The sequence below is a fragment of the Streptomyces barkulensis genome (assembly GCF_002843305.1).
In the GTDB taxonomy this organism is placed as follows: Bacteria; Actinomycetota; Actinomycetes; order Streptomycetales; family Streptomycetaceae; genus Streptomyces; species Streptomyces barkulensis.
This window is the reverse complement of record NZ_PGSG01000077.1, coordinates 16529-29658: the sequence shown is the minus strand read 5'-3', so window position 1 is coordinate 29658 and position 13130 is coordinate 16529. Positions and strand designations below refer to the sequence as shown.

General features: G+C 73.1%; 11 protein-coding genes and 1 pseudogene. 8 read left to right on the top strand and 4 right to left on the bottom strand.

Annotation, left to right across the window (positions count from 1 at the left end):
- Both CUT83_RS15095 and CUT83_RS15090 read left to right on the top strand, forming a co-directional pair.
- On the top strand, positions 1-1359 hold a 1359-nt coding region (locus tag CUT83_RS15095; RefSeq protein ID WP_101256362.1), incomplete at its 5' end, for a DUF2637 domain-containing protein.
- A 154-nt stretch (positions 1360-1513) separates the two neighbouring features.
- Positions 1514-1606: pseudogene (locus tag CUT83_RS15090) on the top strand (short-chain dehydrogenase); the annotation flags it as partial.
- Between the two features lie 109 nt (positions 1607-1715).
- Here CUT83_RS15090 and lysS read toward each other — a convergent pair.
- Positions 1716-3464 carry a lysine--tRNA ligase gene (gene lysS, locus CUT83_RS15085; protein ID WP_101256366.1) on the bottom strand — a complete coding sequence of 583 codons (1749 nt, stop codon included), beginning with the start codon at positions 3462-3464 and terminating at the stop codon, positions 1716-1718.
- A 175-nt stretch (positions 3465-3639) separates the two neighbouring features.
- Between lysS and argS the strand changes: the two genes are divergently transcribed.
- Positions 3640-5460 carry an arginine--tRNA ligase gene (gene argS / locus CUT83_RS15080; protein WP_101256361.1) on the top strand — a complete coding sequence of 607 codons (1821 nt, stop codon included), beginning with the start codon at positions 3640-3642 and terminating at the stop codon, positions 5458-5460.
- Between the two features lie 54 nt (positions 5461-5514).
- Here the strand turns inward: argS and CUT83_RS15075 are convergent, their stop codons facing one another.
- From CUT83_RS15075 to CUT83_RS15065, 3 genes are all read right to left on the bottom strand, one after another.
- On the bottom strand, positions 5515-6294 hold the full coding sequence (locus CUT83_RS15075; RefSeq protein WP_101256360.1) for an SDR family NAD(P)-dependent oxidoreductase: 780 nt from the start codon (positions 6292-6294) through the stop codon (positions 5515-5517).
- Positions 6295-6358: 64 nt separating this feature from the next.
- Entirely contained in the window at positions 6359-6694 is a 336-nt protein-coding gene (locus tag CUT83_RS15070; protein WP_101256365.1) for a YnfA family protein, read from the bottom strand.
- Between the two features lie 80 nt (positions 6695-6774).
- Positions 6775-7395 carry a hypothetical protein gene (locus CUT83_RS15065; RefSeq protein ID WP_101256359.1) on the bottom strand — a complete coding sequence of 207 codons (621 nt, stop codon included), beginning with the start codon at positions 7393-7395 and terminating at the stop codon, positions 6775-6777.
- Positions 7396-7522: 127 nt separating this feature from the next.
- Between CUT83_RS15065 and hemL the strand changes: the two genes are divergently transcribed.
- The 5 genes from hemL (at position 7523) to resB (ending at position 13127) form a co-directional block, all read left to right on the top strand.
- On the top strand, positions 7523-8854 hold the full coding sequence (gene hemL / locus CUT83_RS15060; RefSeq protein WP_101256358.1) for a glutamate-1-semialdehyde 2,1-aminomutase: 1332 nt from the start codon (positions 7523-7525) through the stop codon (positions 8852-8854).
- A 146-nt stretch (positions 8855-9000) separates the two neighbouring features.
- The gene (locus tag CUT83_RS15055; protein WP_240958346.1) at positions 9001-9657 is read left to right on the top strand and encodes a histidine phosphatase family protein; all 657 of its coding nucleotides are present in this window, start codon (positions 9001-9003) and stop codon (positions 9655-9657) included.
- Positions 9658-9830: 173 nt separating this feature from the next.
- Positions 9831-10448, top strand: a complete 618-nt coding sequence (locus CUT83_RS15050; RefSeq protein WP_101256357.1) for a TlpA family protein disulfide reductase — start codon at positions 9831-9833, stop codon at positions 10446-10448.
- A 5-nt stretch (positions 10449-10453) separates the two neighbouring features.
- Positions 10454-11218 carry a cytochrome c biogenesis CcdA family protein gene (locus CUT83_RS15045; protein ID WP_101256356.1) on the top strand — a complete coding sequence of 255 codons (765 nt, stop codon included), beginning with the start codon at positions 10454-10456 and terminating at the stop codon, positions 11216-11218.
- Position 11219: 1 nt separating this feature from the next.
- Entirely contained in the window at positions 11220-13127 is a 1908-nt protein-coding gene (gene resB / locus CUT83_RS15040) for a cytochrome c biogenesis protein ResB (protein ID WP_101256355.1), read from the top strand.
- Positions 13128-13130 lie beyond the last annotated feature (3 nt).

Here is a 13130-nt window from a genome sequence, read left to right as displayed (position 1 = left end):
TTCGGCGGCTTCGCGCCGTTCTTCCCCATCGGCATCGACGCCGGGATCGTGGTGCTGCTCGCCCTGGACCTGCTGCTGACCTGGATCCGCATCCCCTTCCCGATGCTGCGGCAGACCGCCTGGCTGCTGACGGCCGCCACCATCGCCTTCAACGGCGCCGCCGCCTGGCCCGACCCGCTGGGGGTCGGGATGCACGCGGTGATCCCGGTGCTGTTCGTCGTCGCGGTCGAGGCCGCGCGGCACGCGGTCGGCCGGATCGCCGACATCACCGCCGACAAGCACATGGAGGGCGTGCGGATCTCGCGCTGGCTGCTGGCCTTCCCCTCCACCTTCCGGCTGTGGCGCCGGATGAAGCTGTGGGAGCTGCGCTCCTACGACCAGGTCATCCGCATGGAGCAGGACCGCCTGATCTACGAGGCGCGGCTGCGGGCGCGCTACGGGCGCACCTGGAAGCGGCGGGCGCCGGTGGAGGCGCTGATGCCGCTGCGGCTGGCCCGGTACGGGGTGCCGCTGGCGGAGACCGGCCCGGCCGGCCTGGCCGCCGCCGGCATCGACCCGCAGGCACTGCCCGCCGTGGGCGGGAAGGCCGCGGTCGCGGGCGGGAGGACAGCGGTCGAGAGCGGAAGGACCACGCCGGCCGAGGCGCTCCCCGCGGGGACCTCCGCGGAGCGGGCGCCCGCGCCCGGCGGGGCGCCCGGGAGCGATGAGGTGACCGGTGAGGGGACCGTGCCGGGGACGGCGGCCCCGGCGGAGGCGGGCGTGCGGGACGGGCGCGAGATCCTGCCCCCGTCCTGGAGGTCGGTCGAGGAGGAGGCGGAGGCCGTGCGGGAGGCGGCCGCGGTGCCGTCCTCCGGGCCCGCGCCGTGGGAGACCGCCCGGCGGGAGGCCGTACAGGAGGCGCGGTCCGTACCGGCGGAGGTGCCGGCGGAGGTACCGGCGGAGGTGCCGGCGGAGGCGGCCGCACCCGTGTACGCGGCCGGGGCCGCGGCGGCCCGCACCGAGGTGACGGTGCCGGTCAACGAGGGAGGCCGCCGGCGCCCGATGGGCCGTCCCGGCTCCGGCGCCGGGGCGCCTGCCGCCGTCCCCGGGCCGCGCCGGGAGGCGGTGCCGGAGCCGGACGCCACCAGGCCGACCGGCATGCCCAGCGGCACCCAGTACACGGAGGTGTACTACCTCGCGTTCCGGGAGTTCATGGCCGAGCACGGCCGGCGTCCCAACGCCCGGGAGCTGGCCCGCGCCCTCCACGAGCGCCACAACGTCACCGACGCCGACGGCAGTCTGCTCAGCGAGGGCCACCTCCGCCCGTATCTGCGGGAGTTCCGGGAGCGGTACAACGACGAGATGGGCACGGGGGGCTGACTCCCCGTCAGTGATCCGCCTCCGCCCGGCCGGTAGTCCCCGGACCGGGAGGCCGGGGCGGAGGAAGGCGGCTCAGGTCTTCTCGCGGGGCCTCTCGCGCGGCTTCTCGCGGGCCGGGGCGGGCCACACCGACATGGCCAGTTCGGCCACCCGCTCCGTGGCGGACGTGGTGGCCTTCCTGGCATCGGACGACGCCCGCTGGGTCACCGGCCAGGTCGTCGACGCGACCGGAGGATCCCGGCTCTGATCAGCCCCGCCGTACCGGGCTGAGGGCTCCGTGAACCGTCCGTGCCCCGTGCCGCGGCCCCGGCACTCCTTCAGGAGTGCCGGGGCCGCGGCACGGGCGGGCGCCGGTGTTACGCGCCCAGCAGCTTGCGGACCCGGTCCGCGCCGACGGCCAGCAGCAGCGTGGGCAGCCGCGGGCCGGTGTCGCGGCCCACCAGCAGCCTGTACAGCAGGGCGAAGAAGGCGCGCTGGGCCACCTTCAGCTCCGGGGTCGGCCTGGCGTCCGGCGACAGGCCCGCCCGGACCTTGGGTACGCCGTAGACCAGCGTGGTCAGCCCGTCCAGCGACCAGTGGTCGTCCAGGCCGTCCAGCAGCAGTCGCAGCGACTCGCGCGCGTCGTCGTCGAGCGAGGCCAGCAGTTCGGTGTCCGCTTCCTCGCGCACCCGGGTGCGCTGATCGGCCGGTACGTGGGTGCTGATCCACCGCTGCGCGCAGTCCAGTCGCGGGCGCGTCTCGTCCAGGGAGGCCACCGGGTTGTCCGGGTCCAGCTCGCTCAGGATGCGCAGCGTCTGCGCCTCGTCCCCGGTGGTGATGTCCGCCACCGACGCCAGCGTGCGGTACGGCAGCGGGCGCGGGGTGCGGGGCAGTTCGCCGCCGGCGGTGGTGGTGGCACGGCGGTACGCGGCGACGTCCGCGGGCTGTGCGGCGCCGTCGGCGACCTTGCGCTCCAGGGCGTCCCACTCGTCGTAGAGCCGCTGGATCTCCTGGTCGAAGGCGATCTTGAAGGACTGGTTCGGGCGGCGGCGGGCGTACAGCCAGCGCAGCAGCGGAGCCTCCATGATCTCCAGCGCGTCGAGCGGGGTGGGCACCCCGCCCTTGGAGCTGGACATCTTCGCCATGCCGCTGATGCCGACGAAGGCGTACATCGGACCGATCGGCTGCTCGCCGCCGAAGATCTCCCGCACCAGCTGCCCGCCGACGACGTAGGAGGAGCCGGGGGACTGGTGGTCCACGCCGGAGGGCTCGAAGACCACGCCCTCGTACGCCCAGCGCATCGGCCAGTCGACCTTCCAGACCAGCTTGCCGCGGCGGTGCTCCGACAGCAGCACCGTCTCCTCGTGGCCGCATTGGCACACGTACGTCAGCCGCGTGCTCTCGTCGTCGTACGCGGTGATCGTCGTCAGGTCGCGGTCGCAGACGGAGCAGTACGGCTTGTACGGGAAGTACCCGGCGTCGCCCGTGCTGCCGTCGTCCTCGCCCGCGGCGCCCGAGCCCTCGGCGGCCTCGATCTCCGCCGCGGACATCCCGGCGTCCTTCGGCCCGCCCTGCTTCTTCGGGGCCTTGCCGGCGCTCTCGGGCGTGACCTTGGTGCGGTAGCGGTCCAGGACGGCGTCGATGCGGGCGCGCTCGCGCATGGCGAAGAGGATCTGCTCGCCGTACGCGCCGGAGGTGTACATCTGGGTCTGGCTGATGCCGCGCACCTCGACGCCCAGCTCGTCCAGCGCCCGCACCATGGCGGCCCTGAAGTGCTCGGCCCAGCTGGAGTGCTCGCTGCCGGGAGGCGCGGGCACCGCGGTGAGCGGCTTGCCGATGTGCTCCGACCACGAGGCGTCGACGCCCTCGATGCCCGCCGGGACCTTGCGGAAGCGGTCGTAGTCGTCCCAGGACAGGATGTGCTCGCAGGGCACGCCGCGCCGCTTGATCTCGTCGGCCACGAGGTGGGGCACCATGACCTCGCGGAGGTTGCCCAGGTGGATGGGGCCGGAGGGGCTCAGGCCCGAGGCGCAGACGACCGGTTTGCCGGGGGCGCGGCGCTCCGCCTCGGCGATGACCTCGTCCGCGATGCGGGAGACCCAGTCGGCCTCTGTGCTCTGAGCCACGGTCGGCACGTCCCTTTCCTGGCTGTGGTGTGCTGTGGTGTCTGAGATGACGGCTCCATTGTTTCAGACGCGGTACGGGCCGCGCGTCCGTGATAAACGCGCGCGCCCCGGCTGCGGGCCGCGTGGGATACTGGACCGATCCGGTAAACCCCACTCAGAGGAACGGCATCCCTTCATGGCCTCGGTCCCCTCCCTTGCCGCAACCGTCCACCAGCGCGTCGCGGACGCCCTCTCGGCAGCCCTGCCGGAGGTCGTGGCATCGGGTGCGGACCCTTCCCCTCGCTCTTCGAGCTGGGGAGACCCCATGCTGCGACGCAGCGACCGGGCGGACTTCCAGGCCAACGGGATGCTGGCGCTGGCCAAGAAGCTGGGGGGCAACCCGCGCGAGCTGGCCGGCAGGGTGGTCGCCGCGCTGCCGGAGACGGACGAGATCGCCGGCATCGAGGTCTCCGGACCCGGCTTCCTCAACATCACCGTCTCCGACGCCGCGATCGTGCGGACGCTGGCGGCGCGGGCGGCCGACGAGCGGCTGGGCGTGCCGTACGCCGAGCGGCCGGGCACCACCGTCATCGACTACTCGCAGCCCAACGTGGCCAAGGAGATGCACGTCGGGCACCTGCGCTCGACGGTGATCGGCGACGCGATCGTGCAGATCCTGGAGCACCGGGGCGAGAAGGTGGTCCGGCGGCACCACATCGGGGACTGGGGCACGCAGTTCGGCATGCTCATCCAGTACCTGGTCGAGCACCCGCACGAGCTGGACCACGCCTCCGGCGAGGAGGCCGGCGGCTCCGGCGCGTCCGGCGAGGCCGCGATGTCCCGGCTGAACCGGCTCTACAAGGCGTCCCGGGCGCTGTTCGACTCCGACGAGGAGTTCAAGACGCGCGCCCGCGACCGGGTGGTGCTCCTGCAGAGCGGCGACCGGGCCACGCTGGAGATGTGGCGGAGGATCGTCGGCGAGTCGATGATCTACTTCCACGCGGTCTACGACCAGCTCGACGTGGAGATCCGCGACGCGGACGTGGTCGGCGAGAGCGCCTACAACGACGACCTCCAGCAGGTCGTGAAGGAGCTGGAGGAAAGCGGCGTCGCGGTCCGCTCCGAGGGTGCGCTGTGCGTGTTCTTCGACGACGTCAAGGGCCCCGACGGCAAGCCCGTCCCGCTGATCGTGCAGAAGTCCAACGGCGGTTTCGGCTACGCCGCCACCGACCTGGCCGCCATCCGCGACCGGGTCGGGAAGCTGGGCGCCGACACCCTGCTGTACGTGGTGGACGCCCGGCAGGCGCTGCACTTCAAGATGGTCTTCGAGACCGCGCGCCGGGCCGGCTGGCTGCCCGGGGACGCCGCGCGGCAGCTCGCCTTCGGCACGGTGCTGGGCAAGGACGGCAAGCCGTTCAAGACCCGTGAGGGCGAGACGGTCCGGCTGGTGGACCTGCTGGACGAGGCCGTCGAGCGGGCCACGGCCGTGGTGCGGGAGAAGGCGGAGCAGGGCGGTCTGGAGCTGACGGAGGAGGAGATCGCCGAACGCGGCGCCCAGGTGGGCATCGGTGCGGTGAAGTACGCCGACCTGTCGACGTCCATGTCGCGCGACTACGTCTTCGACCTGGACCGGATGGTCTCGCTCAACGGCGACACCAGCGTCTACCTCCAGTACGCCTACGCCCGGATCCAGTCGATCCTGCGCAAGGCCGGCGACGCGCGGCCCGCCGCGCACCCGGAGGTCGAACTGGCCCCGGCCGAGCGGGCGCTGGGCCTGCACCTGGACGAGTTCGCCGAGACGCTGGCGGGCGTGGCCGAGACGTACGAGCCGCACAAGCTGGCCGCGTACCTCTACCAGCTCGCCTCGCTCTACACGACGTTCTACGACCAGTGCCCGGTGATCCGGGCGGAGTCGGAGGCGGTCAGGGAGAACAGGCTCTTCCTGTGCGACCTGACGGCCCACACCCTGCGGCAGGGCATGGCGCTGCTGGGCATCCGCACCCCCGAGCGGCTCTGAGACCCGCGGGCCCGTGCCGCACCGGGCTTTCCCGGTGCGGCACGGGCCCGCCGTTCAGCGCTCGCGGTGCACCTTGGTGTTGGACGCCTGGGCACGGGGGCGGACGACCAGCAGGTCGACGTTGACGTGCGGGGGCCGGGTGACGGCCCAGACGACGGTGTCGGCCACGTCCTCGGCGGTCAGCGGCTCGGCGACGCCCTCGTAGACCTTCGCCGCCTTCTCGGCGTCGCCGCGGAAGCGGGTGAGGGAGAACTCATCGGTGCGCACCATGCCGGGCGCGATCTCGATGACGCGCACCGGCTGCCCGCACAGCTCCAGGCGGAGGGTTTCGGCCAGGACGTGGGCGCCGTGCTTGGAGGCGACATAGCCGGCGCCGCCCTCGTAGGTGCCGTGGCCCGCGGTGGAGGAGAGCACCAGCACGGTGCCGTCGCCGGAGGCGGTCAGGGCCGGGAGCAGGGCCTGCGTCATGTGAAGCGTGCCCAGCACGTTGACCTCGTACATCGACTGCCAGTCGGCGGGGTCGGCGGTGGCCACGGGCTCCAGGCCCAGGGCGCCGCCGGCGTTGTTGACCAGCACGCTGCCGGGGGCGAGGGGGCCGAGCCGGGAGGCGAAGGCGTCCACGGCGGCGCGATCGGTGACGTCCAGGGGGTGCGCCTCGGCCCGGTGCCCGTCGGCGTTCAGCCCGGCGGCGAGCTCCTCCACGCGGTCGGCGCGGCGGGCGGTGAGCACGGTGCGGTACCCGGCGGCGGCCAGCCGGCGCGCGGCGGCGGCGCCGATACCGCTGCTCGCGCCGGTGATGACGGCGGTGGGCTGCTGCTCGGCGGGCGGGGTCATGGAGGCTCCTCGCGGGGTGGCGGACGTTCCGGGGCGGACCGCATCGAAGGATAGGCGGCCGGTTTCACCCGCCCCGCGGCGCGTACATGATCAGTGCGACCCCGGCCAGGCAGACCAGCGCTCCCGCGACGTCCCAGCGGTCCGGCCGGAAACCGTCCACGACCATGCCCCAGGTCAGGGAGCCCGCGACGAAGACCCCGCCGTACGCCGCCAGCACACGGCCGAAGTTCGCGTCCGGCTGGAAGGTGGCGACGAAGCCGTAGGCGCCCAGCGCGATCACCCCGGCGCCGATCCACGCCCAGCCGCGGTGCTCGCGCACTCCCTGCCACACCAGCCAGGCGCCGCCGATCTCCAGGAGGGCGGCCAGGGCGAACAGCAGGACGGAGCGCGCGACGGACATACCGGGAGCGTAGAAGGCCGGCACCGGCGCCGGCCCTCAGAGGTCGCTCAGGGATCGCTCAGGGATCGCTCAGGGTGCGCTCAGGGCCAGACCAGGCAGTACGGCTGGTGGCCGGCCTCGTGGAGCCGGTGGCTGAAGTCCTGCCACTCGTGCAGGAGCCGGTAGACGTCGAAGGCGTCGCGCGGGCCGCCCCGGTCGGGGACGGTGGACCAGATGAAGGCGGCGGCGCCCACCGACTCCTCCCCGATGCCGCGCAGCGGGTCGACGACCGTCATGGGGAGCCTGACCACCGCGTAGTCGGAGTGGAGGACGACCAGTTCCAGCGGGGGCACCTTGTGCAGCGGGACGCCCTCGATGCCGGTGAGGACCATGGCGGCCATCGTCTCCGGCTTGATGCTGGTGAACATGCCGTGGCCCAGTTCGTCCCCGCCGAGCTCGTCCGGGCGCATCGTGATGGGCACCCGGGCGGCTGTGGCGCCGTCCGGCGCGCCGAAGTACTTGTAGGTCACCCCCACCCGGCCACCCTTGCTGCTCCTCGTCTCCGTGCCCTCGGCCCCGGCCGCCCCGGTCCGGCCGGCCCCGGCCTCGGCGGTCTCGCTGACCGCTCTCGCGTCGCGGTCCCGCCGGTGGCGTCCCCGCGCCCGCCTGGGTCCCCGGCCCAGGTCCCCCGTGCCCTCGCCCAGTCCGCCACCGCGCTGCATGTCACCACCCGACCACTTGCGGCCCCCGCCGCGCAACCAGATCATCGTCTCCAAAGACTTTCAGAGACCTCCCCTTCTGGCGGGCTGTGAAACGCCCGGCCGCACATGCGCGCGAGGCTCTGAGACCATGGCTTGCGTGAGCTATCCGTACGATGCCCCAGTATCGCAGTCGCTGTACGACCGTGCCGCCGTCGTGACGCCCGGAGGCGTGAATTCTCCGGTGCGCGCCTTCCGCGCCGTGGGCGGTACGCCCCGCTTCATGGTGTCCGGTACCGGTCCGTACCTCACCGACGCCGACGGCCGTGAGTACGTGGACCTCGTGTGCTCCTGGGGCCCGATGGTCCTCGGGCACGCCCACCCCGCCGTGGTCGAGGCGGTGCGGCGGGCGGTCGCGCACGGCACGTCCTTCGGCACGCCCGGCGAGGGCGAGGTGGAGCTGGCCGAGGAGATCGTCGCCCGCATCGCCCCCGTCGACCAGGTGCGGCTGGTCTCCTCCGGCACCGAGGCCACGATGTCCGCGATCCGCCTGGCGCGCGGTTTCACCGGGCGGGCCAAGGTGGTCAAGTTCGCCGGCTGCTACCACGGACACGTCGACGCGCTGCTGGCCGCGGCCGGCTCGGGCGTGGCCACCTTCGCCCTGCCCGACACCCCCGGCGTGACGGGCGCGCAGGCCGGGGACACGCTGGTGCTGCCGTACAACGATCTGGACTCGGTCGCCGCCGTCTTCGCCGCGCACCCCGGAGAGATCGCGTGTGTGATCACCGAGGCGTCGCCGGGCAACATGGGCGTCGTGCCGCCGCGCGACGGCTTCAACGCCGGGCTCAAGCGCCTGTGCGAGGAGAACGGGGCGCTGTACGTCTCGGACGAGGTGATGACGGGCTTCCGCGTCTCGAAGGCCGGCTGGTACGGCCTGGACGGCGTCGTGCCGGACCTGATGACCTTCGGCAAGGTGATGGGCGGCGGCTTCCCGGCCGCGGCCTTCGGCGGCCGGGCCGACGTGATGGCCCACCTCGCCCCCGCCGGACCCGTCTACCAGGCCGGCACCCTCTCCGGGAACCCGGTCGCCACCGCCGCCGGCCTCGCCCAGCTCCGCCTGCTGGACGACGCGGCGTACGAGCGGCTGGACGCCGTCTCCGCCGAGATCCGCGCGCTGGTCACCGAGGCGCTCACCGAGGCGGGCGTGGCGCACCGGCTGCAGAGCGCGGGCAACATGTTCTCGGTCTTCTTCACCGACGGGGACGTGGCGGACTACGACGCGGCCAGGCGCCAGGAGTCGTTCCGCTTCACCGCCTTCTTCCACGAGATGCTGGCCCGGGGCGTCTACCTGCCGCCCTCGGCCTTCGAGTCCTGGTTCGTCTCCACCGCCCACGACGACCGGGCCGTCGAGCGGATCGCCGCCGCCCTGCCGCCGGCCGCGCGCGCCGCCGCGCGGGCCACCGCCGCGGAGGAGGGGGCATGACCGGCGAGCCGAACGGGAGCGTCCCGAACCCGGCGGAGTCGGCGGACCCCGCGGGTATGACGGACCCGGCGGACGTGGCGCTCTCCCCCGAGACGGCGGGGGAGCGCGAGCAGCACGGCGGCGGCAAGCGCACCGTCGTCCATCTGATGCGGCACGGCGAGGTGGAGAACCCCAAGGGGATCCTCTACGGGCGCCTGCCCGGCTACCACCTCTCCGACCTGGGCCGCCGCATGGCCGAGCGGGTCGCCGAGCATCTGGCCGGGCGCGACATCACCCATGTCGTCGCCTCCCCGCTGGAGCGCGCCCAGGAGACCGCCTCGCCGATCGCCGAGGCGCACGGCCTGGACGTGGCCGGCGACGAGCGGCTGATCGAGGCGGAGAACATCTTCCAGGGCAAGACCTTCGGCGTCGGGGACGGGGCGCTGCGGCGGGTCGCGAACTGGCCGCACCTGCGCAACCCCTTCCGCCCGTCGTGGGGCGAGCCGTACATCGACCAGGTGGTGCGGATGATGGCGGCGCTGGAGGCCGCACGGGACGCCGCCCGCGGTCACGAGGCGCTGTGCGTCAGCCACCAGCTGCCGATCTGGACGGTGCGCAGCTTCGTCGAGCGCCGCCGGCTGTGGCACGACCCGCGCAGGCGGCAGTGCACCCTGGCGTCGCTGACCACCTTCACCTTCGTCGGCGACCGGATCGTCTCGGTCGGCTACAGCGAGCCGGCCCGCGATCTGGTGCCGCCGCACCTGAGGGCCGGGGCGAAGCCGGTCAAGGGGCAGGCCGGCAAGGGGCCCGGCTTCGGCGCCTGACCGGTCCGGCCGGCCGCGCCGCCGCGGCCGGACCGGTCGCGGCCGCCCGGCGACCGTCGGCCAGGGTGACCCAAGTCACATTCCGGTGGGGGGAGTTGTCGGGGTATCGCCCGGTGGGGCCTTTTGGCGGGGGCGGGGGAACGCCTGCGCGAGGCGCATGGGAAACTTTTCACATGTTTCTTCGCGCTACCGGCTCCCCGGGCCGCTCCCGGCTGTCCGCGGCCGTCACCGCCGCGGCGGCCTGCGCACTGATCCTGTCGGGCTGCGGCGCCGGCGGCGGCCAGGAGCAGAGCGGCGGATCCGGCAAGAACTACGTGGACGGAACGGGCACGGTCACCGAGGTGAAGCCGGCCGACCGCAAGCCCGCCCCCGACCTCTCCGGCGAGACGGTGGACGGGGAGTGGCTGGACGTCGCCGACTACCGGGGTGATGTCGTGGTCCTCAACGTCTGGGGCTCGTGGTGCCCGCCGTGCCGCGCCGAGATGCCGCATCTGGTGAAGGTGGCGGGTGAGACCGAGGACCAGGGGGTGCGGTTCGTCGGGATCAACACCCGGGACCTCGACCGGGTCCCGGCCCAGCGTTTCGAGGACGAGTACGAGGTGCCCTACCCCAGCCTCTACGACCCCTCCGGCAAGCTTCTGCTGCGCTTCCCCAAGGGCAGCCTCAACCCGCAGGCCATCCCCTCCACCCTCGTCCTCGACCGGGAGGGGAGGATCGCCGCCCGGGCCCTGAAGCCGCTCGGCGAGGAGGAACTCCGCTCCATGATCGAGCCCCTGATCAGGGAGAAGTGAGACGGATGCTCCACCTCGCCTCCGGGACGGGGATCTACGAGACCGTCCTGACCGGTGGTCTGCTCCTGGCGATCCCCATCGCCCTGCTGGGTGGGCTGGTGTCGTTCTTCTCCCCCTGCGTCCTGCCGCTCGTCCCCGGCTACCTCTCCTACGTCACGGGGATCGGCGGCGCCGACCTGGCCGAGGCGCGCAGAGGACGGATGGTGCTCGGCGCCTCCCTGTTCGTCGCGGGCTTCACGGCGGTCTTCGTCTCGGGCGGCGCTCTCTTCGGGTACTTCGGCCATACGCTCCTGGAGTACCAGGAGACGATCACCCGGATCCTGGGCGTGTTCCTGATCGCGATGGGCCTGCTCTTCGCCGGACTGCTCAGGGGGATCGGGCAGCGCGAGTTCCGCTTCCACCGCAGACCGGCCGTGGGCCTGGCCGGCGCCCCCGTGCTCGGTGTGCTCTTCGGCGTCGGCTGGACCCCGTGCCTGGGGCCCACGCTGGCCGCGGTCAACACACTGGCGCTCAGCGAGGCGAGCGCGGGGCGGGGAGCACTGCTGACGGTCGCCTACTGCCTGGGCCTGGGCCTGCCGCTGATACTGACGGCGGTGGGCTTCCGGCGGGCGATCGGCGCCTTCGCCGTGGTCAAGCGGCACTATGTGTGGGTCATGCGGATCGGCGGGGGGATGCTGGTCGCGCTGGGGATCCTGATGCTCACCGGGGCATGGGACCTGCTGCTGACCGAAATGCGCACCTGGACCAACAGCTTCACCGTAGGGATCTGAGATGCCCACAGCCGATGTCGGGAAAGCCCCCGAGAACACCCGGGCCGGCGCCGAGGAGCAGGAGGCGGGCGGCCGGATCTCCACGGCCCCCCGCGAGGACCCGTCGGTCGACGTCCCCGCCCTGGGGCCGGTGGGCTGGGCCCGCTGGTTCTGGCGGCAGCTCACCTCGATGCGGGTCGCGCTGATCCTGCTCTTCCTGCTCTCGCTCGCCGCCGTTCCCGGTTCGCTGATCCCGCAGAACGGCTCGGACGTCTTCGCCGTGCGGAACTTCAAGGAGCGCAACGGGACGCTGGCGGAGGTCTACGACAGACTCCAGCTCTTCGACGTCTACAGCTCGGTGTGGTTCTCCGCGATCTACATCCTGCTGTTCGTCTCGCTCATCGGCTGCATCCTTCCGCGCAGCCGGCAGTTCATCGGCCAGCTGCGCTCCCGTCCGCCGCGCGCGCCGCGCCGGCTGACCGGGATGCCCGTCCACACCACCTGGCGCACCGACGCCGAGCCGGAGCGGGTGCTCCGGGCGGCGCGGACGCTGCTGAAGGGGCGCCGCTTCCGCACGTCCCTGACCGAGGAGCCGGGCGGCCCGGGCGGATCCGGCGGCTCCGACTCCGCTTCGGGGGGCTCGGTCGCCGCCGAGAAGGGCTATCTGCGCGAGGCCGGCAACCTCGTCTTCCACGTCTCGCTGATCGTGATGCTGCTCGCCTTCGCGGCCGGGCAGCTGTGGAACTCCGAGGGCGGCAAGCTCATCGTGGAGGGCGACGGGTTCTCCAACACGCTCGTCCACTACGACGACTTCACCTCCGGGACGCTGTACGACACCGACGACCTGGACGTCTTCGGCTTCACGCTGGAGGAGTTCCACGCCTCCTTCGAGCGCACCGGCCCGCAGCGCGGCACCGCGCGCACCTTCCGCGCCGACGTCTCGTACTGGGAGGGCGCCGACGGCGCGGAGAAGAAGACCTCCATCGAGGTCAACCACCCGCTGAAGGTCGGCGACTCCAAGGTCTTCCTGGTCGGCCACGGCTACGCGCCGGTCGTCACCGTCACCGACGGGCAGGGGAAGATGGCGTACCGGGGCCCGGTGCCGTTCCTGCCGCAGGAGAGCCTGGGCCTGACCTCCACGGGCGTCATCAAGGTCACCGACTACCGGAACAAGGACGGCGAGAAGGAGCAGCTCGGCTTCCAGGGCATCTTCACGCCCACCTACGGGATCGACGCCGAGCGCGGGCCGCACTCCACCTTCCCCGAGCTGGACTACCCGGTGCTCTCCCTCAACGCCTTCCACGGCGACCTGGGCGTCAACGCGGGGCTCCCGCAGAACGTCTACCAGCTCGACACCGACAAGATGGAGCAGTTCAAGGCCGAGGACGGCGACCTGTTCCGGGCCGATCTGCGCCCCGGCGAGTCGGTGGAGCTGCCGGAGGGCGCGGGCACGCTGACGTTCGACCGCGTCGAGCAGTGGGCCAGCTTCCAGGTCTCCCAGGAGCCCGGGGAGGGCTGGGCGCTGGCCGGGGCCGCCGCCGCCGTGCTCGGCCTGGCCGGCTCGCTGTTCATCCGCCGCCGCAGGGTGTGGGTACGCGCCCGGCGCGGCGCGGACGGCGTCACCGTGGTGGAGATGGCCGGGCTGGGCCGCAGCGAGTCCGCGCGGCTCCCCGAGGAGCTGGGCGACCTGGCCTTCGCCCTCCAGGACGACGCCCCGCCCGCGGAGGACCCGCCCGCGGAGGATCCGGACGGGGAGGATCCGGACGGGGAGGATCCGGACGGGGAGGGCCCGGCCCCCGGCGAGGACGCCGACCGGGACACCGGCCGGAACACCGTTCAGGACGCCGGGGGTAGCACGGGGGGGACCACAGAAGACGTACCGGCTGCCACCGAGGACGCCGGCCCCTCGTCACGAGGAGAGAACGAGTGAACC

Bases quoted from the DNA above. Each gene is read 5' to 3' on its own strand.
- CUT83_RS15065 (WP_101256359.1), bottom strand. From the start codon at position 7,395: ATGCAGCGCGGTGGCGGACTGGGCGAGGGCACGGGGGACCTGGGCCGG.
- argS (WP_101256361.1), top strand. From the start codon at position 3,640: ATGGCCTCGGTCCCCTCCCTTGCCGCAACCGTCCACCAGCGCGTCGCG.
- resB (WP_101256355.1), top strand. From the start codon at position 11,220: ATGCCCACAGCCGATGTCGGGAAAGCCCCCGAGAACACCCGGGCCGGC.
- CUT83_RS15075 (WP_101256360.1), bottom strand. From the start codon at position 6,294: ATGACCCCGCCCGCCGAGCAGCAGCCCACCGCCGTCATCACCGGCGCG.
- CUT83_RS15070 (WP_101256365.1), bottom strand. From the start codon at position 6,694: ATGTCCGTCGCGCGCTCCGTCCTGCTGTTCGCCCTGGCCGCCCTCCTG.
- CUT83_RS15055 (WP_240958346.1), top strand. From the start codon at position 9,001: ATGCGGCACGGCGAGGTGGAGAACCCCAAGGGGATCCTCTACGGGCGC.
- hemL (WP_101256358.1), top strand. From the start codon at position 7,523: ATGGCTTGCGTGAGCTATCCGTACGATGCCCCAGTATCGCAGTCGCTG.
- CUT83_RS15045 (WP_101256356.1), top strand. From the start codon at position 10,454: ATGCTCCACCTCGCCTCCGGGACGGGGATCTACGAGACCGTCCTGACC.
- CUT83_RS15050 (WP_101256357.1), top strand. From the start codon at position 9,831: ATGTTTCTTCGCGCTACCGGCTCCCCGGGCCGCTCCCGGCTGTCCGCG.